General features: G+C 63.3%; 21 protein-coding genes, 2 pseudogenes and 1 riboswitch. Of the genes and pseudogenes, 9 read left to right on the top strand and 14 right to left on the bottom strand.

The window, feature by feature from the left end; genetic code table 11:
• The first annotated feature begins 48 nt into the window (after positions 1-48).
• From ACFWO3_RS01950 to ACFWO3_RS01935, 4 genes and pseudogenes are all read left to right on the top strand, one after another.
• Positions 49-423 (top strand): maleylpyruvate isomerase family mycothiol-dependent enzyme, encoded by a 375-nt coding sequence (locus ACFWO3_RS01950; protein WP_378573124.1) that lies wholly within the window; start codon positions 49-51, stop codon positions 421-423.
• Positions 424-849: 426 nt separating this feature from the next.
• Positions 850-1,287 (top strand): hypothetical protein, encoded by a 438-nt coding sequence (locus tag ACFWO3_RS01945; protein WP_378573122.1) that lies wholly within the window; start codon positions 850-852, stop codon positions 1,285-1,287.
• Positions 1,288-1,534: 247 nt separating this feature from the next.
• Positions 1,535-2,425, top strand: coding sequence for an LGFP repeat-containing protein (locus ACFWO3_RS01940; protein WP_378573120.1), 891 nt, complete (start codon positions 1,535-1,537; stop codon positions 2,423-2,425).
• A 523-nt stretch (positions 2,426-2,948) separates the two neighbouring features.
• Positions 2,949-4,250, top strand: a pseudogene (locus ACFWO3_RS01935) (IS3 family transposase).
• Between the two features lie 980 nt (positions 4,251-5,230).
• Here ACFWO3_RS01935 and ACFWO3_RS01930 read toward each other — a convergent pair.
• Positions 5,231-8,515 (bottom strand): error-prone DNA polymerase, encoded by a 3,285-nt coding sequence (locus ACFWO3_RS01930; RefSeq protein WP_378573118.1) that lies wholly within the window; start codon positions 8,513-8,515, stop codon positions 5,231-5,233.
• Between the two features lie 119 nt (positions 8,516-8,634).
• Positions 8,635-9,006 (bottom strand): Rv2640c family ArsR-like transcriptional regulator, encoded by a 372-nt coding sequence (locus ACFWO3_RS01925; RefSeq protein WP_378573116.1) that lies wholly within the window; start codon positions 9,004-9,006, stop codon positions 8,635-8,637.
• Positions 9,007-9,099: 93 nt separating this feature from the next.
• Between ACFWO3_RS01925 and ACFWO3_RS01920 the strand changes: the two genes are divergently transcribed.
• Positions 9,100-9,525: an ArsI/CadI family heavy metal resistance metalloenzyme gene (locus ACFWO3_RS01920; protein WP_378573114.1), complete on the top strand. Its 426-nt coding sequence runs from the start codon at positions 9,100-9,102 to the stop codon at positions 9,523-9,525.
• Between the two features lie 7 nt (positions 9,526-9,532).
• Here the strand turns inward: ACFWO3_RS01920 and arsB are convergent, their stop codons facing one another.
• Together arsB and ACFWO3_RS01910 are read right to left on the bottom strand one after the other, a co-directional pair.
• On the bottom strand, positions 9,533-10,984 hold the full coding sequence (arsB, locus tag ACFWO3_RS01915; RefSeq protein WP_378573112.1) for an ACR3 family arsenite efflux transporter: 1,452 nt from the start codon (positions 10,982-10,984) through the stop codon (positions 9,533-9,535).
• The gene (locus ACFWO3_RS01910) at positions 10,981-11,334 is read right to left on the bottom strand and encodes an ArsR/SmtB family transcription factor (protein ID WP_378573110.1); all 354 of its coding nucleotides are present in this window, start codon (positions 11,332-11,334) and stop codon (positions 10,981-10,983) included. Before ACFWO3_RS01910 ends, arsB begins: the two co-directional genes overlap by 4 nt.
• A 78-nt stretch (positions 11,335-11,412) precedes the next feature.
• Here ACFWO3_RS01910 and ACFWO3_RS01905 point away from each other — a divergent pair, with 78 nt between their 5' ends.
• Positions 11,413-12,165, top strand: a complete 753-nt coding sequence (locus ACFWO3_RS01905) for a 2-phosphosulfolactate phosphatase (RefSeq protein ID WP_378573108.1) — start codon at positions 11,413-11,415, stop codon at positions 12,163-12,165.
• A 9-nt stretch (positions 12,166-12,174) separates the two neighbouring features.
• Here ACFWO3_RS01905 and ACFWO3_RS01900 read toward each other — a convergent pair whose 3' ends face one another.
• The 6 genes from ACFWO3_RS01900 to ACFWO3_RS01875 all read right to left on the bottom strand — a co-directional run bounded on the left by ACFWO3_RS01900 (position 12,175) and on the right by ACFWO3_RS01875 (position 16,721).
• Entirely contained in the window at positions 12,175-12,636 is a 462-nt protein-coding gene (locus ACFWO3_RS01900; protein ID WP_378573106.1) for a DUF6069 family protein, read from the bottom strand.
• Between the two features lie 71 nt (positions 12,637-12,707).
• Positions 12,708-12,983: a hypothetical protein gene (locus ACFWO3_RS01895; protein ID WP_378573968.1), complete on the bottom strand. Its 276-nt coding sequence runs from the start codon at positions 12,981-12,983 to the stop codon at positions 12,708-12,710.
• A 154-nt stretch (positions 12,984-13,137) separates the two neighbouring features.
• Positions 13,138-13,866 carry a (2Fe-2S)-binding protein gene (locus ACFWO3_RS01890; protein WP_378573104.1) on the bottom strand — a complete coding sequence of 243 codons (729 nt, stop codon included), beginning with the start codon at positions 13,864-13,866 and terminating at the stop codon, positions 13,138-13,140.
• Positions 13,859-14,638 carry an ABC transporter ATP-binding protein gene (locus ACFWO3_RS01885; RefSeq protein ID WP_378573102.1) on the bottom strand — a complete coding sequence of 260 codons (780 nt, stop codon included), beginning with the start codon at positions 14,636-14,638 and terminating at the stop codon, positions 13,859-13,861. The genes ACFWO3_RS01890 and ACFWO3_RS01885 overlap by 8 nt, the downstream gene beginning before the upstream one ends.
• Entirely contained in the window at positions 14,635-15,720 is a 1,086-nt protein-coding gene (locus ACFWO3_RS01880) for a FecCD family ABC transporter permease (protein WP_378573965.1), read from the bottom strand. The genes ACFWO3_RS01885 and ACFWO3_RS01880 overlap by 4 nt, the downstream gene beginning before the upstream one ends.
• Before the next feature lie 8 nt (positions 15,721-15,728).
• A complete protein-coding gene (locus ACFWO3_RS01875; protein ID WP_378573100.1) occupies positions 15,729-16,721 on the bottom strand; it encodes an ABC transporter substrate-binding protein in 993 nt (330 codons plus the stop codon).
• Positions 16,722-16,823: 102 nt separating this feature from the next.
• A riboswitch (cobalamin riboswitch) is annotated at positions 16,824-16,982 on the bottom strand.
• A gap of 109 nt (positions 16,983-17,091) precedes the next feature.
• On the opposite strand from ACFWO3_RS01875, the gene ACFWO3_RS01870 reads away from it, so the two are divergent.
• On the top strand, positions 17,092-19,212 hold the full coding sequence (locus ACFWO3_RS01870) for an MMPL family transporter (protein WP_378573098.1): 2,121 nt from the start codon (positions 17,092-17,094) through the stop codon (positions 19,210-19,212).
• 62 nt (positions 19,213-19,274) lie between these two features.
• On the opposite strand, the gene ACFWO3_RS01865 is transcribed toward ACFWO3_RS01870, so the two are convergent.
• Complete coding sequence (locus tag ACFWO3_RS01865) at positions 19,275-20,267, bottom strand: oxidoreductase (RefSeq protein ID WP_378573096.1); 993 nt, start codon at positions 20,265-20,267, stop codon at positions 19,275-19,277.
• A 55-nt stretch (positions 20,268-20,322) separates the two neighbouring features.
• Between ACFWO3_RS01865 and ACFWO3_RS01860 the strand changes: the two genes are divergently transcribed.
• Positions 20,323-20,751, top strand: a complete 429-nt coding sequence (locus tag ACFWO3_RS01860) for a MerR family transcriptional regulator (protein WP_378573094.1) — start codon at positions 20,323-20,325, stop codon at positions 20,749-20,751.
• 39 nt (positions 20,752-20,790) lie between these two features.
• Here the strand turns inward: ACFWO3_RS01860 and ACFWO3_RS01855 are convergent, their stop codons facing one another.
• Together ACFWO3_RS01855 and ACFWO3_RS01850 are read right to left on the bottom strand one after the other, a co-directional pair.
• Positions 20,791-21,345: an RES family NAD+ phosphorylase gene (locus tag ACFWO3_RS01855; RefSeq protein WP_378573093.1), complete on the bottom strand. Its 555-nt coding sequence runs from the start codon at positions 21,343-21,345 to the stop codon at positions 20,791-20,793.
• A complete protein-coding gene (locus tag ACFWO3_RS01850; RefSeq protein WP_378573092.1) occupies positions 21,346-21,819 on the bottom strand; it encodes an antitoxin Xre/MbcA/ParS toxin-binding domain-containing protein in 474 nt (157 codons plus the stop codon).
• 106 nt (positions 21,820-21,925) lie between these two features.
• On the opposite strand from ACFWO3_RS01850, the pseudogene ACFWO3_RS01845 reads away from it, so the two are divergent.
• Positions 21,926-23,925: pseudogene (locus tag ACFWO3_RS01845) on the top strand (SDR family oxidoreductase).
• On the opposite strand, the gene ACFWO3_RS01840 reads toward ACFWO3_RS01845, so the two are convergent.
• Positions 23,916-24,797: a sucrase ferredoxin gene (locus tag ACFWO3_RS01840; RefSeq protein WP_378573963.1), complete on the bottom strand. Its 882-nt coding sequence runs from the start codon at positions 24,795-24,797 to the stop codon at positions 23,916-23,918. The pseudogene ACFWO3_RS01845 and the gene ACFWO3_RS01840 overlap by 10 nt on opposite strands.
• Positions 24,798-24,802 lie beyond the last annotated feature (5 nt).

Genomic DNA, 24,802 nt, shown 5'->3' with positions numbered 1-24,802 from the left:
TGGAGCTTTTGCGACATATCGGTCACGGTTGCGGAATGTGACTGAGTTATGAGCGCGACAGTGATGGCGTTGGCACGCGCCGAACGATCCGACCTGGCCGACCTTCTCGACTCACTCGGCCCAGACCGTTGGCTCGAGCAGAGCCTTTGCCAGGAATGGAGCGTCCACGATGTGGTTGCGCACACGATCAGCTACGAAGAGCACGGTCGAGCCGACCTGCTTCGCCGATTTCGCAGGGCAGTCTTCCGGCCGGGCCGAATCAACGACGCCGCCCTCGCCGATTATCGGGACATGACGAACGACCAGCTTCCGGCCACTGTTCTTGCCAGTCCCGCAAAGTTTGGAACGCCACTCCGCCATTCGAACACACTTTCCCTAGGGCCGGCGGCGTCCCTTAGTGAGCAGCCAGCGTGTATGCGATGAGGACACCGTCCTGAACACGTAGGTAGCTACTCATGCAACATAAGCGGGCCGGACGGAGCTGACTGGTTTTCCTGTAGTGAGTGTCCAGTCCGAAAATGCGTTCCGGAGAAGTCGTGGACCCGTAGTCTGCACGCAGTGATTGGCACAACGGACGACGATCTTGGTCCGAAACGGGAGGGGTGTCAGGTGGCTAAAGCTGCACGGGCAATGACGAAGCATCAGAATCGGCGCCTGTTGCGCAGCGCGATCTGTGGACTGGCCTTTGTAACAGCGGTGGTGATTCCTGCCGGCGGCGTGGCGGCAGCGCAACCGACATCGACCCCGCCCCCAGGCCCCACCACAGTCGATCCCGGCCAGCAAGATCCCACACTAGTCCCGGCAGCCCCAAAGCCGGCCGACCCGCAGTCAGGTCCAGCGGACCCGTCAGTGGACAAGACTCCGGTGGTGGTGGAACTACCGCACCCGGTCAGTGCTGCTGATGCAGTGTCGTTGCGTTCGTCACTCGATATTGTGGGGCTGCAGTACAGCACGATGGGCGCCGCCGGCGGTGTGTCGGTAGCGGAAGGACAGTCGGATGCCGACGTAGTCGCGCAACTCGACGCTGCTACCTCCCCACACGGGTTCACCCCGGCGATCACAGCGGTAGTGGTCGAGCAACCGAGAACCGTCGCCCCAGACAGCGATCCACGAGCCCGCAACTCGGAGCCGGATGTTCCCGTGGTGACCGAGGAATTGCAATCCCAGATCGACGGGGCCGCCGGCCAATTGCCAACAGCTGAGACGAAGGGAACTCCCGAACAGCCTGAACTGGCGCCACCGCCCGCATCGTCGTCGACGCAGCCGCAGGCACGTGTGCAAGCCTAGGACAATGCCCCGTGGAGTCCGGCCTACGCAAACAGCACAGCCTGGGAGTTCGAGTCCGGGGTGGCGACGGTGCGACACGATTTTGTGGGACGGGTCGACGGCATACCCGTGGACGATCAAAGATGATTACGGTCTCGAAATCGGTGACAAACAGGTCAACGAAAACCTCCTCCCTGGCGTGCGGCCGGACTGCCTGGACCCGTCCAGCGACACCGGCTATTGGGCACGCCGAGTTGACGATCACAATGTGTTGTCGTGGACGGTCATGATCCCCGACAACGATCCTGACACCTACCGCTCCGACCTGGACTGGGAGAACTCCACCGACAGCTGCAAAGAGATGGAACTCGCAGTCGGTATCGGATACCCGAATCGCCTCGAGTCCTACGGGAACGAGTTCCGCATCTACACCGAGATGCGGACCCCGCGCGGCAATGATGCTGGCACTGACGTCAAGTCCGATTTGCAGGCACCGGAAAACAACTGCCCGATTGGGGTGAATCCGAACACCACCTGCATGGGTCTGGACCCCTTCGCTGGTGATGGCTCGACGAACCTGTTGAAAACAGGTTCGAGCAAGCCGTTTCCTGGATCATGGCACTGGGAGTACGTGACGGGCGTCGCGGACTGGGAAGAACAAAAATGTGCGTCGTACGGGGCAATCGGTGATGCCTACCGGCGCAACAACTCCTCTGCAGGCCCTCTCGGTGCTTGTTCGACCTGGGAATACCCAGGGCCGCGGAACGGCCGCCAGCAAAACTATGCCAATGGACGGATCCACTGGCACCAGAACACTGGGGCGTGGGCGGTGCATGGGGCGATCGGCGCCCAGTACGACGCACTTCAGGACGCGAACGGACCGCTGCGGTATCCCACCAGCGACGAACTAAACTGCCCCACCAGGCCGAACTGCAAGTTCAACCGATTCGAGACCGGCAACATCTACTGGTCACCGGCCACTGGTGCACACGGTGTCCACGGGGCGATTTTCGCCGAATACGCTCGCCAAGGCTACGAGACCGGACGCTTCGGACTCCCTACAACAAGCGAGTTCGCCATTGGCGCGGACAGGCAGGTGAACTTCGAAAGAGGGTGGATCAGGTGGGTAGCGGCGACCGGCGCGATCATCACCTCATGACACATCCTCACCGGCTCCGAACGAGTCTGGGATTCGCTGCCCTCCTCTCGACGATCTCGCTGACCGGGTTGTACGTCTTCGACATTTTCTCCGCCAGCTGGCAGTGGCAGAGCTACTGGTGCGTACAACGTTTCGGAATACCCGACGAGTTCAATTATGTGGGGATGGACAAAGAACGCGTGTGGGCAGGGATCGAGAGTTGGTGGGGATGGTTTCCGCCGGGTATATCGTGCGTGTTCAACGACAGCCGAGCTGGTGTACGTATCGTGGTAGGTCCCGAACCGTGGCGAGGTTACGCCGCGATCGTGCTGGCCGTTTGTGTGATCGCGTTCGGCGTCGGCTACATCGCTCTTCGAGGCCGTGACAGGAGCCGTAGGACAACCTGAGCGAATCGCCTAAGGCTTGGTTGATTCTGTCAGGGTTGGTTGCGCGTCCGGCGGTAAATGCCGTGCTCAGGCCGTTTCGGACGATGAATCACCCCAGGTTTGATGCCGCTTCCTTCTGAGTCAGGAAGGATGAGCACATGCCCAAGAAGATCGATCCAGAGGTCCGCTCGAGGGCCCTGCGGTTGCTGGAAGCACACGGAACTGAATACGGCTCACTGACCGCCGCGACGGAGGCGATCGCCAAGCAGGTCGGCGTCGGGCAGGAGACAGTGCGGCGCTGGGCCGTACAAGCTCAGGTCGACCAAGGCACTCGCGCCGGCACCACCTCGGAGGAATCGGCGGAGATCAAGAAGCTCAAAGCCGAGAACAAGCAGCTGCGCGAGGACGTCGCAATACTCAAAGCTGCGACAACTTTCTTCGCGGGGGAACTCGACCCCCGCAACCGATGATCATCGCTTTCATAGATTCGTTGCGTGCCCACGGTTCTGCGGTCGAGTCGATCTGCCGGGTCCTGAGTGATCAGGGCTGCAAGATCGCCGCGAGAACCTACCGAGCATGGCGAACACGCACACCAGCCGCGCGCACTGTCTCGGACGCCCACGTCATCGACGCGGTCAGAGAGATCGTGTGGGACACCAACGCCGACGGTCGGCGGAAGATGACACCGGAAGGGTTGTACGGGAGGGTGAAGATGCGCGCACATCTGGACCGGACATCGATCCCCGGGGTGTCCTACGGTGCGGTGGATCGTGCTATGAAAGCGCTCTGCCACAATGGTATTCGACGAGTCAAAGGAATCAGAACCACAATTCAATCGGCGGACGGCGTGCGAGCGGGCGACCTACTCAACCGACAGTTCCGGGCCGAGGAACCGAATCGGTTATGGGTCACCGACTTTACTTATGTCAGAACGTGGGCCGGGTGGGTCTACGTGGTGTTCATCATCGACGTGTTCTCCCGGCGGATCGTCGCCTGGCACGCCTCGATATCGAAGACCGTGGACCTGGTGACGATTCCACTTCGGATGGCGCTGTGGCAACGCCGCCGTGAGGGGCATCCGGTGAAAGCTGCTGAGTTAATACATCATTCAGACGCGGGCAGTCAATACACCTCTGTGAAGCTGACCGAGAAGTTGGCGCTCGAGAACATCACGGCGTCCATCGGATCGGTGGGGGACGCCTACGACAATGCCCTCGTTGAGTCAGCGAACGGGTTGTACAAGACCGAGTGCATCCGAACGACGATCTTCCACTCGGGGCCGTACAAAGACGATCACAGACGTCGAGTTCGCGACCGCTGGTTGGGTCGAGTGGTACAACGTCAAGCGACTTCACTCCAGCATCGGCCACATGCCCCCGATCGAATACGAAAAGCTCCACTACGCTGACCTCACCACCGAGGATCAGCCCCAACTGGAGGCGGCACAGAACCTGGGGTGATTCACACAGCCTGATCACATTAGTGCGCCACTGGACGTGACTGCGAACCGGTCGGTAGGCAAAGCCCACCGACCTCCGCGACCGCATTGTCCGTACGTAGGTCGAACCAGATCGCCCTACCCTGAACCACCTTGGGGGCCAGCATGTGCGAGCCCTCGAAGATTGGCCATCGAACGAACTCGTGATCGACGAGTTCGTCTTGTACTGCTGTGGCCGCCCACACTGTGGCATCAGGGGCAGACGCCGAAATCGTCACCATGTCACGTCGGCTCCATGCGCCAACTCCGCTACCGCTTCCTGTCCAGCCGACACCAACTACGTACGCCTCGTCGACGACGATTTCCCATACGGCTCGTGATATCTCGACCGCGCGACCCTCTCGACAACACTGCAGGTCACGACTTACCGCACAAAGTGCCTCGACCCACGGTGCAGGCAGCGCCACACTGCTGTTTCGTGGCTCTGGAGCATCTCCGTTCAGCGACATGTGCCAGACCAGTCGGTCGCCATCGACATCGTGCATGACCCTACCTCTGCCAATTCGCCCCGGAGCACTTCGACCTCAACCTATCTACAGTAGCGCTGACTGTGCGGTTGAGTGGTCACCGCTTGTCACCTTCCTGCGGTCACATCTGAACCCGCAGGGTTCGACAGCTGCGATGGGCGGCCGCGTCGGGTTGGTGGACGCGATGATCCACCAACAGGACATTCGCCGGACACTGGGTGTGCCGCGTGAGATTCCGGTCGACCGGTTGCGCGTGGCGTTGGACTTCGCGGTCGCCGCCCCGCCGCTGCGTGGGTTCTGGCATACGAGGGGCGTTCGGATGGTGGCCACCGACGTGGATTGGACGCAGGGGCATGGCCCCCGAGGCTGCCGGTCCAGCCGAGTCGGTACTCATGACCCTCGCCGGTCGAGCGGGCGTAGCTCAGGAACTTTCCGGGCCGGGCAAGGACATCCTGGTCCGGCGGCTCGGGTGAACTCAGCGGAAGTCTCTCGACCTGCTGGCCATTCGTAGATCCATGAGTTGCATCCGATCCGCGACGACGGTGACCGCACCTTCTGCGTTCTGCACCTTCCCGCGGATGAGCAGCGCGGGAGCGGTGTGGACGAGCTTTCGATAGCGCGCCCACAGCCCCACCGAACACACCACGTTCACCATTCCCGTCTCGTCCTCGAGGTTGATGAACGTGACCCCGGCCGCCGTTGCGGGTCGCTGCCGGTGCGTCACTGCCCCACCGACCAACACCCGATCCCCGTCCGGAACCTGCAGTAACCTCGATGCCGGGATCACCCCCAAAACATCGAGTTGTGGACGCAAGAACTGAGTGGGATAGGTGTCCGGCGAAATTCCGGTGGCCCACACGTCCGCCGCTGCCATCTCCACGTCACTCATACCCGGCAACGTCGGCGCCTTCGTCGAAGCCCCGATTCCCGGTAGACGGTCCGGACGCTCCCCGGCCGCCGCGCCCGCAGCCCACAACGCTTCACGCCGAGTGAGCCCGAAGCAGGAGAGGGCACCTGCGGTGGCCAACGATTCTGCTTGCGCCGTGGTCAGTTCCACTCGCCCGGTGAGATCGAGAAACGACGTGAACGGACCACTCGAATCCCGGGCGTCGACGATCTCCTCCGCAAGTGCCTGACCGATGTGCCGGAGGTCTCCCAGCCCCAGCCTGATCTCCATACCTTCGGCCTCGAGGGTCGCGTGCGGGAGGCTGGCGTTGACGTCCGCACCGTGAACCCGAACCCCATGCCTGCGCGCATCTGCCACGAGCGATTGCGGTGAATAGAACCCCATCGGCTGCGCCCGCAGCAGCCCTGCACAGAACGCGGCCGGATGATGCAGCTTGAACCACGACGAATAGAACACGAGCGAGGCGAAACTCTGCGAATGACTTTCGGGGAAACCGAAGTTGGCGAACGCGTAGAGCTTCTCGTAGATCCGGTCCGCCACTTCTCCTTCGATGCCGTGCAACTCGCGCATTCCTCGATACAGCCGACCGCGAAGTCGTTCCATCTTCTCCGGCGAGCGTTTGGAACCCATGGCGCGGCGCAGCTGATCCGCCTCGGCCGGCGTGAATCCTGCGACGTCCACTGCCATCTGCATCAACTGTTCCTGGAACAACGGAACCCCCAAGGTGCGTTCCAGAGCGTTCTCCAGACTCGGGTGGTCGTACACCACCGGCTCGAGCTTGTTGCGCCTACGAATGTACGGGTGCACCGAACCGCCCTGAATCGGTCCTGGACGGATGAGTGCGACCTCGACCACCAGGTCGTAGAAGTTGCGTGGTTTGAGCCTGGGCAGAGTGGCCATCTGCGCTCTCGACTCGACCTGGAACACACCGACCGAATCGGCGCGCTGCAGCATCTCGTAGACGGCGTCCTCGGTCAGATCCAGCTCCCACAGATTCACGTCGAGCCCCTTGTGCTCGGCCACCAGGTCGAGCATGTAGTGCAGCGCCGACAGCATGCCGAGACCGAGGAGGTCGAACTTCACCAGCCCGACCGCCGCGCAGTCGTCCTTGTCCCACTGCAGAACACTGCGGTTCTCCATGCGCGCCCACTCCACGGGGCACACGTCCGCGATCGGGCGGTCACAGATGACCATGCCACCGGAGTGGATACCGAGATGGCGGGGAAAACCCTCGATCTGTGCGGCGAGTTCCAGCACGGGAGCCGGAATATCGGTGCCGGTTTCCTTTCCGATGCCGGTCCATCTGCTCACCTGTTTGCTCCACGCATCCTGCTGCCCCTGCGAGAATCCCAAGGCGCGAGCCATGTCTCGAACGGACGACTTGCCCCGATAGGTGATGACGTTCGCTACTTGCGCCGCATACTTGCGGCCGTACTTCGTGTAGACGTGCTGGATCGCCTCTTCGCGGCGATCCGATTCGATGTCCACATCGATGTCCGGTGGGCCGTCCCGCTCCGGCGAGAGAAACCTCTCGAACAGCAGCTTGTTGCCCACCGGATCGACATTGGTGATGCCGATGGCGAAGCACACCGCCGAGTTGGCGGCAGATCCTCTTCCCTGACACAGGATGTCGTTGTTCTTGCAGAAGGACACGATGTCGTGGACCACCAGGAAGTAGCCGGGAAAGTTCAGCTCGGTGATGATGTGCAGTTCGTGTTCGATCTGCCGATAGGCGTCCGGTCGTCGTTCCGGTGCGCCATATCTTCGGGCAGCGCCTTCCATCGTGAGCTGACGAAGCCAACTCGCCTCGGTATGACCTTCCGGAACGTCGAACGGTGGCAGTTGCGGCGCAATCAGTTTCAGATCGAACGCACATTCACGACCCAGTTCTGCTGCCGCAGCGACGACCCCCGGGTACTGCGCGAACAACGTCGCCATCTCCTCCCCCGAACGCAGATGCCCACCACCGGTGGGTGCAAGCCAGCCCGCCGAGTCGTCGAGGCTGCGGCGAGCGCGAACGGCTGCCATAGCCATCGCCAGCCGTCGACGTTCCGGGTTCGCGAAATGCGCAGCGGTGGAAGCGATGACGGGTAGGCCGTGCATCTCGGCCAACTTCGAGAGCGCTGCGTTGCGTTCGTCGTCCTCGGCGACACCGTGATGCGTCAGTTCCACGGTGACCCGGTCAGCGCCGAAGAGGTCGATCAATCGACGCAATTCGTGTTCTGCGGCCTCGATACCGCCTTCTCGAAGTGCGCGGCGCACGTGGCCTTTTCGGCAGCCGGTCAGTATCTGCCAATGACCATCGGCCGCCTCGGCAAGCTCGTCGATGTCGTAGTGAAGTTTGCCCTTCTCTCCGCCAACCATGTGTGCGGTGGCGATTGCTCGTGAGAGCCGCCGGTACCCTTCCTGCCCTCGTGCGAGCACCAGCAGGTGAGATCCTCCCGGGTCGGGCGAGCCGGCCCGCGGAACCGAATCGAGCGAGAGTTCGGACCCGAACACCGTGGGCATGCCGAGAGCCTGCGCCGCCTCCGCGAATCGCACCACCCCGTAGAAGCCGTCGTGATCCGTGAGGGCGATGGCCTCGAGTCCGAGCCGCACCGCCTCCTCGACCATCTCCTCCGGCGAAGAAGCGCCGTCGAGGAAGCTGAACGCCGAATGCGCGTGCAGTTCCGCGTAGGGCACCGTGGTGCGCCCGGCCTCGACGTCGGCCCGATATTCACCCCGTTTGCGCGACCACGCAGGACTGTCACTGCCGTCACCGGGAAACAGTTGCTCCGCAGGGACCCTGCTGGGTTTCCCCGAAAGCACCCGTTCCATCTCCGCCCATGTCGGCGGACCGTTCTCCCACCCCATCTACCTGCACCTCTTCACACCAGAGCTGAGTCTGGTCGAGCCGAAGATGCCACTGGGGAAGACGCATCATCGAACTGATGTTCGATGCATTCGAGTCTGCCACCCGAGAGCCCGGAAGGTCAATTACGGCCGGGTGTGCAGCAGTTCGGATCGAGCACCAGACGGAGCGCGTCGAGGCACTCGGGCCGAGTGCTGTAGAAGACGTTCATGCCCCTGCGCGCCGACGAGACCATCCCCGCCTTCTTGAGCTGCCCGAGGTGATGACTCACCGTCGATTCACGTAGATCCACCCCCACCGCAAGGTCACAGGTACAGGCCTCACCGCCGTCCGCTGCCAGCAACATCGACATCAGCCTGATCCGAACCGGGTCGGCCAGCGCCTTCAAGCGCAGAGCAAGCTCGAGCGCATCGCCGTCCGACATCACCCCAGCGGAAACGGGGGAACAACAGATCGGCGAGTTCATATCCACCACCGGCAGCGTCTTGGGCATGCCTCGATACTACCGACTTCTTGACATATGTCGAAAAGGTGCGATTCTGAACCTGTTACCAATTCGACTTATGTCTCACATGTAGGAGCTGTCATGTCACGCGCTCAACTTGCCCTCAACGTCGACAACCTGGAGGAGTCGGTGAAGTTCTACTCCGCACTCTTCGCCACCGAGCCGGCCAAACTGAAGCCCGGCTATGCGAACTTCTCCATCGCCGAGCCGCCGCTGAAGCTGGTGCTCTTGGAGAACTCAGGCAAAGGCGGATCGATCAACCACCTGGGAGTGGAGGTGGAATCCAGCGAGAAGGTCCACAGCGAGATCGCTCGCCTGACCGACGAAGGCATGTTCACGGACGAGGAGATCGGGACCACTTGTTGCTTCGCCACTCAGGACAAGGTGTGGGTCACCGCACCGACAGGCGAGAAGTGGGAGGTCTACACCGTGCTCGCCGACTCGGAGACGTTCGGTTCCGGCCCGAAGAACCGCGACGCCGACGAATGCACTGCACCCTGCTGCTGACAGGGAATCAGAGACGAGCCGTCAGATCCGCGATTCTCGCCGCAATATCGTCGCGCACCAACCGCATGCGCTCGATACCGTCGATGCCGCGTTCCGACGGCTCGTCCGTCTCCCAGCGCTCGAAGCTCGTCCCGCCCACCGGTTTGACATCGACTTCGTTTCCGAGGCACACCACGACATCGGCATGCCGAACGAGACGGCTGTCGATCAGCGTCGGAGATTCGCCGGAAATGTCGACGCCGATTTCGAGCAACACCTCGGCGGAGAGCGCATTAACAGCCGAACCGGGCTTCGTCCCGGCCGAGCGGACGACAACCGAATCGCCGACCGCTCGCCGCATCAAACCTGCCGCCATCTGCGACTTTCCACCGTTCTTCACACACACGAACAGCACGCTAGGACGTTCGGGCATCGGCAGACCTTCGTCGAAAACTGCGAAGCGTTTTCGCAGGGCGAGGGACACATAGACTAACCCGACGAGAACCGGCACTTCGATCAACGGCCCCACGACGCCCGCGAGCGCCTGCCCCGACGTCGCGCCATAGGTGGCGATTGCGACCGCGATGGCCAGTTCGAAGTTGTTGCCGGCAGCCGTGAATGCCAACGTCGTGGTGCGTCCGTAGCCGAGCCCCATCGCAGCACCCAGTGCATAACCGCCGCCCCACATGATCGCGAAGTACGCGAGCAACGGAACTGCGATACGTAGGACGTCGAGTGGCTGGGACGTGATCCGATCCCCCTGCAGCGCAAACAGAATCACGATCGTGAAAAGCAAACCGTAGAGCGCCCACGGCCCTATCCTCGGCAGGAAGGACGATTCGTACCACTCTCGCCCCTTCGCCTTCTCCCCCAGCCTTCGGGTGAGAAAGCCTGCCACCAAGGGTATTCCGAGGAAGATCAGCACTGACTTCGCAATCTGCCACGGCGAGGCGTCGATGGTCGCCTGTTCGAGACCCAGCCACCCCGGCAGCACGGACAGGTAGAACCAGCCCAGAACAGCGAACATGATCACCTGAAAGACCGAGTTGATCGCCACCAGCACGGCAGCAGCTTCTCGGTCGCCGCAGGCCAGATCGTTCCAGATGATCACCATCGCGATGCAGCGCGCCAAGCCGACGATGATCAGGCCGGTCCGATACTCGGGCAGATCCGGAAGCAGAGCCCATGCCAATGCGAACATGAGCGCGGGGCCGAGCACCCAGTTGAGAAGCAGCGACCCCACGAGAAGTCTCCGGTCGCCGGTCACGGTCCCGATCCGGTCGTACCGCACCTTCGCGAGCACCGGATACATCATGATCAGCAACCCGAGGGCGATCGGCAACGAGATGCCGTCCAGTTCGACTGCGCTCAGCGCATCACCGAGCCCAGGGACGGCTCGTCCCAACAGCAACCCTACGACCATTGCAATGCCGATCCACACCGGCAGGAACCGATCGAGGGTGGACAGTCTCCCGTTCACGAGGCCTCCGACCCCGTGGGCAGTAGTGCGGAGAGTTGTTGCAGCGCTGACGGAACCACTCGGTAACACACCCAACTTCCGCGACGCTCACTGTCGAGCAGGCCGGCAGAGCGCAACACCTTGAGGTGGTGGGAGATGGTCGGCTGCGAAAGGTCGAACGTTCCCGAGATGTCGCAGACGCACGCTTCGCCGCCCGCGTGGGACGCGACGAGACTCAACAATCGAAGGCGAACCGGATCACCGAGTGCCTTGAACAGCGGGGCGAGCGCGAGCGCCCGATCGACCGTCAATGGATCACGCACCAGCGACGAGCCGCATCCTCCGACCTCGACAATCACTTGGTTCGACATTCATCGATATTGACACTTGTCGAATCCACCCGCAAGTTTCGTCCGACTGCACTGCTGCCCGGATGCGACACTGCACACGTGAATCGTTTACATCGCCAACTCGACAATCGGGTGCGATTCGACTGGGGACTACAGGGGGCGGAGGCACTGGGCGCGGCGGACATTGCGGTCGTCGTCGACGTCCTGTCGTTCACCACCACGGTGACCGTTGCCGCGGACGCCGGGATCACCGTCTATCCGTATCGCTGGAACGACGACGGTGCGGTGCGGTTCGCCGCCGACCACGACGCGGTACTCGCCCGGAGGCGATCCGAGTGCAGGCCCGGACAGATCAGCCTGTCGCCCGGCAGCATTCGGTCTACCGCGACTCCCGGGCGACTGGTGCTGCCGTCGCCCAACGGTTCGACCATCGCTCATCACCTCGCCGGTGCAGCGAACGTCTGCGTGGGCGTATCGCTGCGCAACGCCTCGGCCGCCGCGACCTGGATCGCGGAGAATCACGATCCCGCGATCACCACCGTCGCGGTCGTCGCGGCGGGTGAGCGCTGGCCGGACGGGTCCCTGAGGCCGAGCGTGGAAGATCTGTGGGGTGCCGGCGCCGCGCTGTCCCACCTGATCGAACACGGTTGGATCGACCTCTCCCCCGAAGCGCGGACCGCCGTGGCCTCGTGGCGCGAATGCGCGGGCGCGCCCCTCTCCGCACTGACAGAGTGCGCGTCCGGCCGGGAACTGATCGGCGTCGGCTACGGCCAGGACGTCACGATTGCCGCGGAGGTCGACCGGAGCACGTCCGTGCCGATCCTCCGCGGCAACTGCTTCGTCACGCTCTGACATGGCGGACTACTTGTTCGCTACGATCCTTCGCCGCATCAACTCCAGTCCGAAGACGACGAATCCCGCGACCACCACGTGCATGAGGGCCAGACCGATCCGGGTGGCTACATCGGTGTCGGCCGACACCGAACCGGCGATCGTGATGAGCGGCAACACGGCACCGACCACCTGTGCAATACGAATCACGCCCACCCGCAAGTAGGACAGGAGCGCCGCCAGTGTGACGCCGACCAGGACCGGGATGCCCGCGCTGGACGCCACGCCGCTCAGTCCGACCTCGTGTACCGATTCGCCGTCGAGCACCTCGAACGAGGCACCGAATGCGGTGAACAGTGCCCAGATGAGTGCACTGCCGACGACCGAGCCCACCGTTGCGAGCGCAACGGCCTCCCAGCGCGACAGACTCCGGACGTACGGGATGGGAGTAGGGGAACCAACGGTTGTGACAACGTTCTCGGTGGAAGACATTCAACTCTCCTCGCTGTGCGTACACCCGCGCTTCTCGCGGTGTCACACAACCGTGCAACCTAAACAATGGTTTAGGTCAAGAGCCGTCTTCGTGAGCAAGCACATTGACCACAGTTCCGCTGGGATCCTCGACGAAGAAGCGCCGTACCCCCCCACGGCTCGTCGGTGAGGGGATAGACGACGCGCATACCGCGGCGCACGACCTCGGCGTGCGCTGCATCTACTGCCGACGGGTCACCGACATCGATGCCGAGGTGTGGGCGAGGCTCCTCCGTTCCGCGAGGCGGAACGATGATCTGGGCAGTGGGGTTGGAAGGCGCCCGCATGCCGAGCACTGGGTCTTCCATTGCGACCTCGAGTCCGAGAACCTCGACGTAGAAGTCCCGGGATGCATCGAGGTCGTCACCGCCAGCGTAAAGAATGATTCGATTTATCACCATGCCAGGATGGCATCCACGACCCCATAAGGCTTGGACGAATGGGCACAGGAGGCAAGGTCGTTCACACCAACTTCTGCAGGTCTGCAAGCCGTTCGGAAGGCCGACGCTTGGGACAACTCGTGCACTTGCGTTCGCGAGTCTCGTAGATCAGGCAGCACGAAGCGCGCTGGGTGAACTTCTTAGTTCGCGAGCCTGCCTGTACGTCCACGAACCGGGGCGACGGCATGGGCGCACCCAAGTTCCGCATCTCGCCCACCAAGCGCTCCGCGAAGGCACTTCCGAGTGCTCGGTCGCCGCGCGCATCTCCCGCGTCCAACGCCCGGTTCGCCACCGAATCGGTCACGATCGCCCACAGGGCGCGGTCGCGAACTCCAGACGCTTCCGCAAGCGCCCTGATGAGGTCAGCGAGGGTGTCGGTCAGCTCCCCGGCCAGGTGCGAAACCCCTTCATCCACGGGCAGGAAAGTGTCACCGTGCATTCCACCGAAGTATCCGTCCGGCCGCAGAAAGGCCGAGGCATCCTCGAGCCGCGGCAATGCCGCGTACTCGGTGACCAACGCTGTGGCCACGGGAATCCCTGTCAGAGTGGAGCTTGCCGAGTACCACCACAGCGTTCCGTTGACCCGCGCATCCGTACTCCCCCAGCGACGTCCCGTGTCTGCCACACGGTCTGCCATCCACTCCGGGTCCACCATGCGCTCTGCCGGAAATGTCGACACACCCGCAGGGGGACGAACTTGATCGGCAATCATCGGAACCCGCTCCGCCGTCACTGCATACACGTCAATCATCGGCCAGACCCAGAATCTCCATCGACCGCTTCGGGTGCGAACGGACATGCGCCTTGATTCCGAACACACTCCCCAACAAACCGTCGTCGAGAACCTCGGCCGGTGGGCCGTCGGCCACCACGCTTCCATCGTCCAGCACCGCGAGCCTGTCGCAGTATTCGACGGCCATACGTAGATCGTGCATCGTGACGCCGATTGCGAGGCCGGTCGCTGCCAGATCCCCGAGCACCTTCATCACGGTCAGCTGGTGACGGAGATCGAGATGATTGGTCGGTTCGTCGAGAAGCAGAATCTTCGGCCGCTGCGCCAAGGCACGAGCAATCGATACTCGTTGCCGCTCACCACCGGACAGCGCCTGGACATCTCGCGATGCGAGTTCGGTCAAGTCCATCTGACGAAGGCAATCGTCGACGATCGCACGATCGGACTCCGTTGGCCGATCGAACCATCCCTGGTGCGGGACCCGGCCCAGTCCCACCGACTCACGCACCGACAACCCGGCCGAAGCCTGCGGCTCCTGACTACTCACGCCGATGGTGGTCGCAAGCTTTCTGCGGCCTACGGATTCGGCGTCTGCACCGTCCACCCACACGGTGCCACCACTCGGCCGCAGGGCGCGGTAGCAGCAGCGCAGCGCGGTGGTCTTGCCCGAACCGTTGGGTCCGACCAGTCCCAGAATCTCGCCCGGCCGCACGGAGACGTCGATGCCGTGCAACACCTGCCGCGATCCGAGGGTTGCGGAAACCTGTTCCAGAGCAAGAGATCCGTTCACTGCTCCGCCTTCCTGTACTGGCGATAGAGCATCCACACGAATATCGGGGCGCCCACGATCGCGGTGATGACGCCGACCGGAATTTCAGTGTTCTCCATGAGGGCCCTCGCGAGAACGTCTGCTGCGACCAGAGCGACGGCACCGACCAACGCGGCAACGGGGAGCAGCCGGATTGCTCGAGTTCCGACGAGGTAACCGGCGAGGTGCGGAATCAGCAGACCGATGAATCCGATTCCACCCGCCACCGAAACCGCGGCGCCCGCGAGGAGGGACACGCCCATCAGCTGCAACACACGGAATCTGCGGACGTTCATCCCGAGAGCGGTTGCGCCGTCGTCGCCTGTCTTCAACAGATCCATTCGCCCTGCGCTGAGCAGGATCGCGGCGCCCACCACAACGAGCGCCAGAGTGGGAAACACCGACGTGGACCATCGCGCGTCACCGAGCCCGCCAGCGAGCCAATGCAGCACCACACTGATTTCGTCCTCGTTCGCCACCACCAGAAGCGAAAAGGTGATGAAAGCTGAAAACACCTGCGCCAGTGCTACACCGACCAGGATGATGGCAGTCGGTTGCGGGTACCGTCCGCCGATCGCCAACGACAGGAACAGTGGAACCATCGCGCCCACGAATGCCGCTACCGGAATCGTGAACACCCCTAGTGCGCCTGCCCCGACGCCCAGGACCATCACCAGGACCACACCGAAGCCTGCTCCCGAGGACACCCCGAGCAGGTAGGGATCGGCGAGTGGGTTACGCGTGACGGCCTGCGCTACACCACCGGCCAGAGCCAGCGCGGCGCCCACCACCGCAGCCGTCACCGCACGCGGCAGACGGGAATCGAGAACGATGGATTCGCGCGCGGCCGACCACCACGTTTCGAAGCTGCCGGGCAGCAACGCGTGTCCGACGATCGCCCACACGTCCCCGATAGGGATACGCACCGATCCGAACGACATAGCGAGCCCCAGGACGAACAGCAATGCGGCCGTGAGAAGCACGAGCAGTGCGCCGAACCCCAGTCGGCCACGCCGCCGGCCACTTTCCGCGGCTTGCGGAACCTGCGTCCGAAGTCGCTCCACCGTGCTCGTCACGGTTGCGACACACGATCGGGATGGAGGGCCTCCGCGATGGTCTGGGCGGAGAGCAGCAGTCGAGGGCTCTCGAAGAAGTCGTCGAGGGGAACCACGATGAATCGATCGTTCTGCACGGCGGGTGTCGTCATCATGATCGGCTGCGACTTCAGGAAGTCGATCTTCTGCTGTGCGTTCTTGTCTCCGTAGTCGAGAACGACGATCGCTTCGGGCGCCCGCTCACCGATGGTCTCCCAGGTGGTGTCCGGGTACGGTTTCTCACCTTCCGAGAAGAGGTTGGTCGCCCCCGAGTAGTCCGCGATCAGTTGTCCGGCGCCCACACCACCGATGGTCATCGGAGCACTGTCGCCCGAGTCGTAGAAGAAGGTCGGGACCGGGGGCGCGTCACCGATCTTGTCGCGCAGTTGTTCCAGGCCCTCGACTACCCGACCCGACACCTTTCCGGCTGCTTCCTCCACGCCGAGAATCTGTCCGAGCTGCGCGTAGTCGTTCTCGAGCATGCCGATATCGGAAAATCCGGTCCCGCAGTACTCCGAGAACAGGAACGTCGAAATACCCTTCTCCTCGAGCGCGTCGCGTGAGCGACCTTCCTTCTCGTTGAAGGCGCTCTTCATTCCGCCCACCACGAGGTCCGGGTCCAAGTCGAGAATCTGCTCCGATGTCGGGTACTCATGCGCCAACCCCTGAATCTGCGAGAACTCCTCCTCGAACTCGGGAAGGGGAACGGCGTCTTGGTAACCCATGCCGACGATCCGATCGCCCACACCCATCTCGACGAGCACCTCCGTGACGTGATCGTTCATCGAGACGATTCGCTGGGGTGGCGACTCGAACTCCTGTGTCCGATCGCAGTTGGTTATCGACACGGGTTCGGCGAAGTCCTCGGCCGATTCGGATTGCTGCACGGCTTCGCCGCGCGAACATCCCGCGACCAGGGCAGCAGTCGCGGCCACAGTGGCTACACCGCGAGCAAATTGTGAAAAGCGCATACAAACCTCATTGGGGGCTCAGAGCCACGAACCAACGACCGGCCGAAACCCACGGCTCAGCACCGCAGGCGGCAGGACTCCGTTTCGCAGACCACGACGAACAGGGGCCACACACCGGCCGACGGGTAATCGGGCTCGTGGTCGACCTACACCTGTCCGAATGGCGTGGTCGACCACCTACCGTTGCGGGTCAGCGCCGGATTCGGACCGGCTTCCCCCATCGACTGGCTGCACGTGAGTGTCGAGTATGCCCGAATAGCCGCAGACGCCGGTCGGAGACCCCGATCACTCATCTGTCCCACCTGTCGCACCGCCATTACAGTCGGAGTGCGAATCAGCCAGCCGATACCTACCGATCCGGAGAGAACGCATGACACGTTGGGCCTCGCTCGTCGTCACACGGAAATGGTGGGTGCTGGTTCTCGCCGTCCTCGCAGTGATCGTGAGCGGTGTGTGGGGCACCGGCGTGTTCTCGAAGCTCAGCCAGGGTGGCTTCATCGACCCGGGCAGCGAATCGGCCGAGGTCGCCCAGATCGTGGAGGACAACCTCGGGCCGCAGACGCCGGACATCATCGCCATCTACACCCCACCCGAAGGCAAAACGCTCGAGGACATCGGCCCGGCGGTGACCGAGAACCTGACCGCGTTCGAGAACGAGGTGCCGACCCATTCGGTGAACTCCTACTGGAGCACCGAGGGTGCGGCCAAGGCTCAGATGACCTCGACAGACGGGTCGATGGCTTCGGCCGCAATCACGGTCGACCCGGATGCCGGTATCAACGTCGCGAACTTCAACGACCTGCTCCCGAAACTCGAAGTGCCAGGTGTGGACGTTCAGTTCGCCGGCAACTCGGTGGTCGGCGTCGCGTTCAACAACCGACTCCAGAGCGACCTCGTTCTCGCCGAGGGCATCGCCCTGCCCGTCACGTTGGTGCTGCTCGTGTTCATCTTCGGCGGCCTCGTCGCCGCCGCGGTTCCGGTGTTCGTCGGCTTGCTCTCCATCTTCAGCGCACTGGCCACCCTGCGATTGCTGACCCTGTTCACCGATGTCAGTTCTTTCGCTATCAACGTCACCTCCCTGCTCGGGCTGGGTCTGGCCATCGACTACGGACTCTTCATCGTTGGTCGCTTCCGTGAGGAGCTGGATTCCGGCGCTTCACCGTTGGAGGCGACCAAGCGGACCGTTCTCACAGCCGGTCGCACCGTTCTGTTCTCGGGACTGCTGCTGATCTGCGCCTTCTCCGGGATGCTCGTGTTCCCGCAGGACGTGATCAAATCGCTGGGATTCGGCGCCATCGCCGCAGTCGCCAGTGCCGCACTCTTGTCACTGACTGCAGTTCCCGCGCTGCTCGCGATCCTCGGCCATCGCATCAATGCACTCAGTTGGCGCAAGGACGCGGCCAAACGGGGAGAGGAACGCGCTCGCAAGTTCTGGGGGTCGGTTGTGACCAGGGTGATGGGCAAGCCCGTCGCCGTGGCCGTCACCATCGTGATCGGTCTGCTGGTACTGGCCGCGCCCCTGACGAAAGCCACGCTCGGCGAGGTCACCTACACGGCATTGCCGGAAAGCGATTCGGCCCGCACGGCGACCGACACGTTGGTCAACGAGTTCCCCACGACCGGTAACGGCGCCACGGTCATTCTTCGCGGCGTGGACGGCTCGCCACCCACGCCCGCCGACGGCACCGCGGTCGCCGCGAAGGCTCAGGGCATCGATGGCGTGAGCCAGGCGACGATGGTGGGTGCCAGCGCCGACATGGCGGCCGTCCAGGTGACCTATTCGGAGGGCGCCGACACCGACCAGCAGAGCGACGTCGTATCGAGCCTGCGTGCTCTCGACCCACCGGACGGCACGGAGATTCTGGTGGGTGGCGGCCAGGCCACGGTGGACGACGGGAACGCCGCCATCACCGAATGGCTGCCCGTGATGGTGGCGATCATGGTGATCTCGACGCTGATCCTGCTGTTCCTGGCGTTCGGGTCGATTGTCTTGCCCATCAAGGCCGTACTGATGGCAGGCATCAGCCTCGCCGCCACATTCGGAGTGCTGACCTTCGTCTTCCAACTCGGCCATGGCGCCGGGTTACTCGGAGTCAGTCCGTCACCGCTGGAACCGACGTTCGTGGTCCTGATCCTCGCTGTGGTGTTCGGGTTGTCCACGGACTATGAGGTGTTCCTCATGTCGCGCATGGTCGAGGCCCGCAGCGAAGGCGCCAGCACAGAGGACGCGGTCAAGTTCGGTGCCGAACGCACCGGAAGGATCGTCACGGCCGCCGCGATGTTGCTCGTAATCGTGACCGGCGCCTTCACCATCTCCGGGTTGTCGATCATGCGGTTCCTCGGTGTGGGCATGATCGTCGCACTCATCGTGGACGCGACCGTCGTGCGCATGCTGCTGGTGCCGTCTCTGGTCAAGCTCATGGGCGAGGCCAACTGGTGGGCTCCGAAGTGGATGAAACGAGTCCACGAGAAAGTCGGGATCGGGCACTAGACGGATCGGCACTAGCCGAAAGCTTCGGCTTGATGCGTCCGAAAGCATCTACCGTTGGAAGTTCATTGCGAGACGGCGGTCGCGGCTCCCTCACGTGGGGTGATTCCGGTGATCTGAGCCGACACCGTCCATAATCTCTCGGCGCTTTCTGGATCGACGGCGTATTCACGGACACCGCCGTCATCCATCGAGCCCCCTGGATCCGCAAGCGGCGCAATGTCGCAGTCCTCGCAGTAGACCCCGCCGCGACTGTCCAGCGCGGGAGCCGTCGCCGCCCACAGTCCGGTCGCTGCGCCTTGGCTCGGCGTCTTGAAGCCCGGCCCGACGATGTTGCCTTCTTTGTCGATCCACCCCCGCTCGATCTGCTCGGCGACTGTCATGTCGCGTTGCAGGTCGGTGATGATTGCCCCAGGGTGCAGAGAGAAAGCCCGGATTCCCTCGCTCTTCGCGGTCGCGTCGAGGTGCGCGGTGAACAACACGTTGGCCGTCTTCGATTGACCGTAGGCCAACCACCTGTCGTAGTCTTGCTCGAAATTCATATCCGCCCAACGGATATCGGACAGATGGTGCCCGGCCGACGAGTAGGACACCACCCGTCCACCGTTGGCGTTCGACAGCAGCGGACGTAGCAGATTTATGAGAACGAAGTGGCCGAGGTGGTTGATCGCGAACTGGCTCTCCCAGCCTGGTCCGACGCGCCGCTCCGGCGATGCCATCACGCCGGCTGCAGCGACCACGATATCCAACTTCGCTTCGGCTTGGCGTAGCTGATCACCGGCCACGCGAACGCTGGCGAGGTCTGCGAGGTCCATGGGGACCACGGTCGCCCCTTCGAGACCACCCAAGCGGGCGCGGGCAATCTCAGGGCGCCGAGCCGGCACCAGTACCTTCACCCCTGACTTCACCAGTGCCCGGGTGGTTTCCAATCCCAGGCCGGAATATCCGCCGGTGACCAAAGCCACCTTGCCGTCCAGCTCGATGCCGCCTAGCACGTCGTCTGCTGTGGACTCGGCTGTGAACCCGGAATCGATCGGCATTTGCTGTTGGGTTCTCATGCCGCAAATCTAGAATCTAGAGCGCACTCTAGATCAAGAGCGGAAGGCATCCGGTATGAGCAGTGAGCCACAGCATCAGAAGATGTTCACGATCGGAGAGGTCGCCGGGCGCACCGGACTCACTGTTCACGCACTGCGGTACTACGAGCGCGAGGACCTACTCATCGCCCCGGTAGGACGAACTTCTGGTGGTCGCCGCACCTACACCACCGTCGACGTCGACTGGCTGCTGATCTGCGTCAGACTCCGCGAATCGGGCATGCCGCTCGCGGAGCTGACCAGGTTCGCCGCCCTGGTAAGACAAGGGCCCGGAAACGAAGCAGACCGCCTGCAACTCCTCGACGAGCATCGTCAACGTGTCGAGAACCAAATCCAGGCACTCGAAGAATGCCGAGCCTTGATCGACTGGAAGGTCGGCGTCTATACCGACCACCTTCACGCCGGCGCCGCGACGGGACTGTGGGATCCGGGACACGGAGCCTGAATTCGGAGCAATCCACCATGAACGACTGGGATCGGACTCTCAGAGTGGCCGGTAAAGGGCTTTCGCTGCTGCGCGTATTGCCGGGTGCTCGAGGGTGAGGATCTCGAGCCCGATGAACTCCGGACGTTCCCAACTGGCGAGGATCGTCCACGTCGGTTTGTGGAATGACCACCACTGCACCGCCTGCCATAGTTTTCCGTCGACCGGCGGGCTGGTTTCCGCCCATATTCGGTGGCCCCACGCGGAGGTGACCCCGAGATTGCGCGTAACGACCTGCGTAGGCCGCAGCCCGAGTCGATCTAGCTGGCGCGGGTCGTCGAGGTCGCAGATGCGGAGGTCGTCCGGCACCTCGTACGTACCGATGGCCCGGCGCGCGCCTGGCATCGCGGGAAACTCGAACATCGGGTCCGACCAGCGGCCGATGTTTCCGAACGATTCACCGCACGCACCTTCGGGGTGGCGTGCCAGATACCAGACGTAATACTCCGGGTGGTCGATGCGTCCGCCGCGTTGAGGGTGGTGTTCGTAAAGGGGATGACCGGGTTCGCCGGGTGCTGCCGCGTCGAGATAGGGAAACACTCGGTAAACCAGCACTCACGCGCCTCCGCCCCATGTCTCGGCGTCAAGCGATTCGAGCACGCGGGCAGGTCCATCGATTTGGAGAACGTCGATGGGTCGGGCGCCCTCGAGGAATACGTTCGGGCTTTCGATCCATTCGCGCGCCGCCTCCGCTCCCCACACCAAACGTGCGCGTGCGAGGACGTGTTCGAGGTCGATCAAGATCGGCGCGGCCTTGACGCCCGGGGTTTCCTCGCCGGACGCCCACCGACTGGTCTGTGACCGATTGACACCGATGAGCGCCGCCAACCCAGTCCGACTGAACTCGTCGACCAAGTACCGGACCCGAGCCGGAGCGATCGGGTCATCGGCACTCCGTGCATGCCTCACCCGAGGCAGGGTCAACTCCTCCGCAGACGAGGAAGACGCTTTTCGGGTGGCGGTCCGAGCACTTTTCGCACGCTTCGATACCTGCTTGCGGGGTGTGGCCTGCGGAACGTCGATACCCATACCCTCACGATACCCAACAACTTCGTTGGGTATATGTGTGAACCCTTCGACCTTCAATCCCCGCTCAACCCTGGCCAAGCAACTTACCCCGGAGTAAGTTCGGCCCATGGCTACCTACATCGTCACCGGCGGCACCGGGTTCCTCGGTCGTCACGTATTGGCCGAGCTGCTCCGCCGCGACGAATCGGCCCGAGTTCACGTTCTCGTTCGAGCGGGATCGGTCGACCGGTTGAAGTCCCTGAAACAGGACCTCGAGGGCGGTGATCGTGTCGAACCGCTCGTCGGAGATCTCACCGAACCGAAGCTCGGGATCACGGACCCACCACCGGCGGACCATGTCCTGCACCTCGGCGCGATCTACGACTTGACGGCCGGTGAAGAACAGGCTGCCACCAACATCGAGGGCACCCGGTCCGTGATCGAGCTGGCCGCGAAAGTGGGGGCAATCCTGCATCACGTCTCGTCCATCGCCGTTGCCGGCGACTACAAGGGGCGGTTCACCGAAGCGGACTTCGATCTGGGCCAACGCTTCCCGACGCCCTACCACCGCACCAAGTTCGAGGCGGAGAAGCTGGTCCGCGAATCCGGAGCAAGACACCGCATCTATCGCCCGTCCGCGGTCGTCGGAAGCTCACGAACAGGTGAGATCGACAAGATCGACGGGCCCTACTACCTCTTCCCTGCCTTCGCAGCGTTGTCGAAACTGCCCGAGTCTCTGCCGGTGGTCGTCCCGGACCTCGGTGCCACGAATCTCGTGCCGGTCGATTACGTCGCACGCGCGCTCGTGCACCTGATGACCGCCCCGAACGGTGACGGAAGACCTTCCATCTGGTCAATCCGAAACCACAACCCGTCCGAGAGATCTATTCGGCACTGGCAAAGGCCGCGGGGGCGCCGCGCGCCGTGGCGGGACTGCCCGGCGGCATCGTCAAACCATTCGTCGAGCCCACCTCGATCGGACCGGTCGACGCCGGACGTGCGTTCGCATTGAAGGCGCTCGGCATCCCGCCCGTGTTGGTCGACAACATGACGCTGCCCACCACGTTCGTCGACGAGGACACCCGGAAAGCACTGTCGGGTACCGGAATCACCGTCCCCGAGTTCACTGATTACGCAGCCACGTTGTGGCAGTACTGGCGCGAGAACCTCGACCCCGACAGAGCGCGACGCCCAGACCCGCGAGGGCCGCTGGTGGGACGGCACATCGTCCTCACCGGCGCCTCGTCGGGTATCGGTAAGAGTTCGGCCTTCGCTCTCGCCGAGGAAGGCGCGACCGTGCTGCTCCTCGCCCGCCGAGCCGACGAACTCGAACAGGTGGTGAAGGAGATTCGCGAAGACGGCGGCGATGCACACGCCTATCCGTGCGACATCACCGAAACGGAGTCGGTGGACCGAACCGTCGCAACGATTCTCGACGAGCACGACCACGTGGACATGCTCGTGAACAACGCCGGACGCTCCATCAGACGCGGGATCTACCACTCCACCGATCGGCTCCACGATTACGAACGCACCATGGCGGTCAACTATTTCGGTGCTGTTCGGCTGATTCTCGCTCTCCTGCCGCAGATGCGGGCGCGACGCTTCGGGCACATCGTGAACATCAGCAGCGCCGGTGTGCAGTCTGCGACGCCGCGTTTCTCCGCGTATGTCGCCAGCAAGTCGGCTCTGGACGGATTCACCAACGTTGCAGCAGCCGAAACACTTTCGGATGGAATCACGTTCACGACCGTCCACATGCCCCTGGTTCGAACACCCATGATCGCACCGACCGAGCAGTACAACGCGGGACCGGCCACCAGCCCGGAAGAGGCAGCGCAGATGGTGGTGCGCGCGCTCGTCGAACGTCCGAAGCGCATCGACGTCGCCATCGGCACTCTCGGCGAGTTCGGCTACTTCTTCGCGCCTCGCACGAAAGACCTTCTCCTTCACCAGCTGTACAAGATGTTCCCCGACTCGGCGGCTGCGCGTGGTCAGAAGCCGGCCGCGCCTTCCGCGGACACTTCGGACACATCGAAAAAGGAGGGTCGCACGATTCCTACGCCCCCGGTTCTCGGGACCGTCGTGCGGAAAGTGGGGAACCTTATCCCGGGGGTCTACTGGTAGGGCTGACGCAGCTCACGAACGTCGCGTGCGATCAACGGCTTCACGGGCTTCGACACCGCACCACAACTCGCCGGTCGCGGCGGCAGTTCGGTCTTCTCGATCTCGACCGACCATCTCCGCCCGTCGACATGAACGACGGTGTCACCTTCGACGCTCAACTCGTTCGTGCCGACGCTCACCCGGTCGCGCACTGCCATCTCCGCGACCTGACCGCGCGCGTCCCACACGCTGCGGCCGCGCAGCCCGGTCCGCTCCACCGAGCCGTCCCGGACTGCGCGGACAGCCGTGATACTCGCGGCCGCACCCAGCCGCCCGTACGTGTAACCGCTGGGAAGAAGAATCATCGACGGCGCGAAACGGTGTCCGCCTGTGTGCGAGCACTCCCAGACGTCGTCGCCGAACTCGGATGCGAGCGCCGCGGCGATGGGGCGCCCGAACACCGCACAGCACTGGTCCCGTTTGCCGTGCGCGCACACCAACACGACCGGGTTCTCGACAGGGCGCCCCATTCCAGGGGCCTCGCCCGCGACGGCGCCGAAGTCCAGATCGAGCAGTCCGGCAGGCTCGTCCACCTCGAGTCGCTCGCACCACGAACGGCCCGGATGAGACTGGGCCAACAGGACCGTATACGCAGGACGACCCGGGTCTCCCCCGGTCAGCACACTGCGACCCGGCCTTCTGATGAACATGAGGCGCACACCGGCGGCATCGGCGCGAACCCGTAACTCGTCGGCCAATTCCGCACCCAGCGCCGTTCCGTCCAGAATGTCCCGACCCCAACCGCCCGGATACTCCAAGCACACCCAACCGGTCACCTGCGCAGCGGTGCCCGCGAGCCGTTCATCCACGGCGGAAACTGCCGAACAGGTCATGTTCT

Source organism: Rhodococcus sp. NPDC058521 (assembly GCF_042719695.1).
Lineage (GTDB): Bacteria > Actinomycetota > Actinomycetes > Mycobacteriales > Mycobacteriaceae > Rhodococcus_F.
Note: the sequence above shows the minus strand (reverse complement) of the source record. Positions and strands in the feature narration are given on the sequence as shown.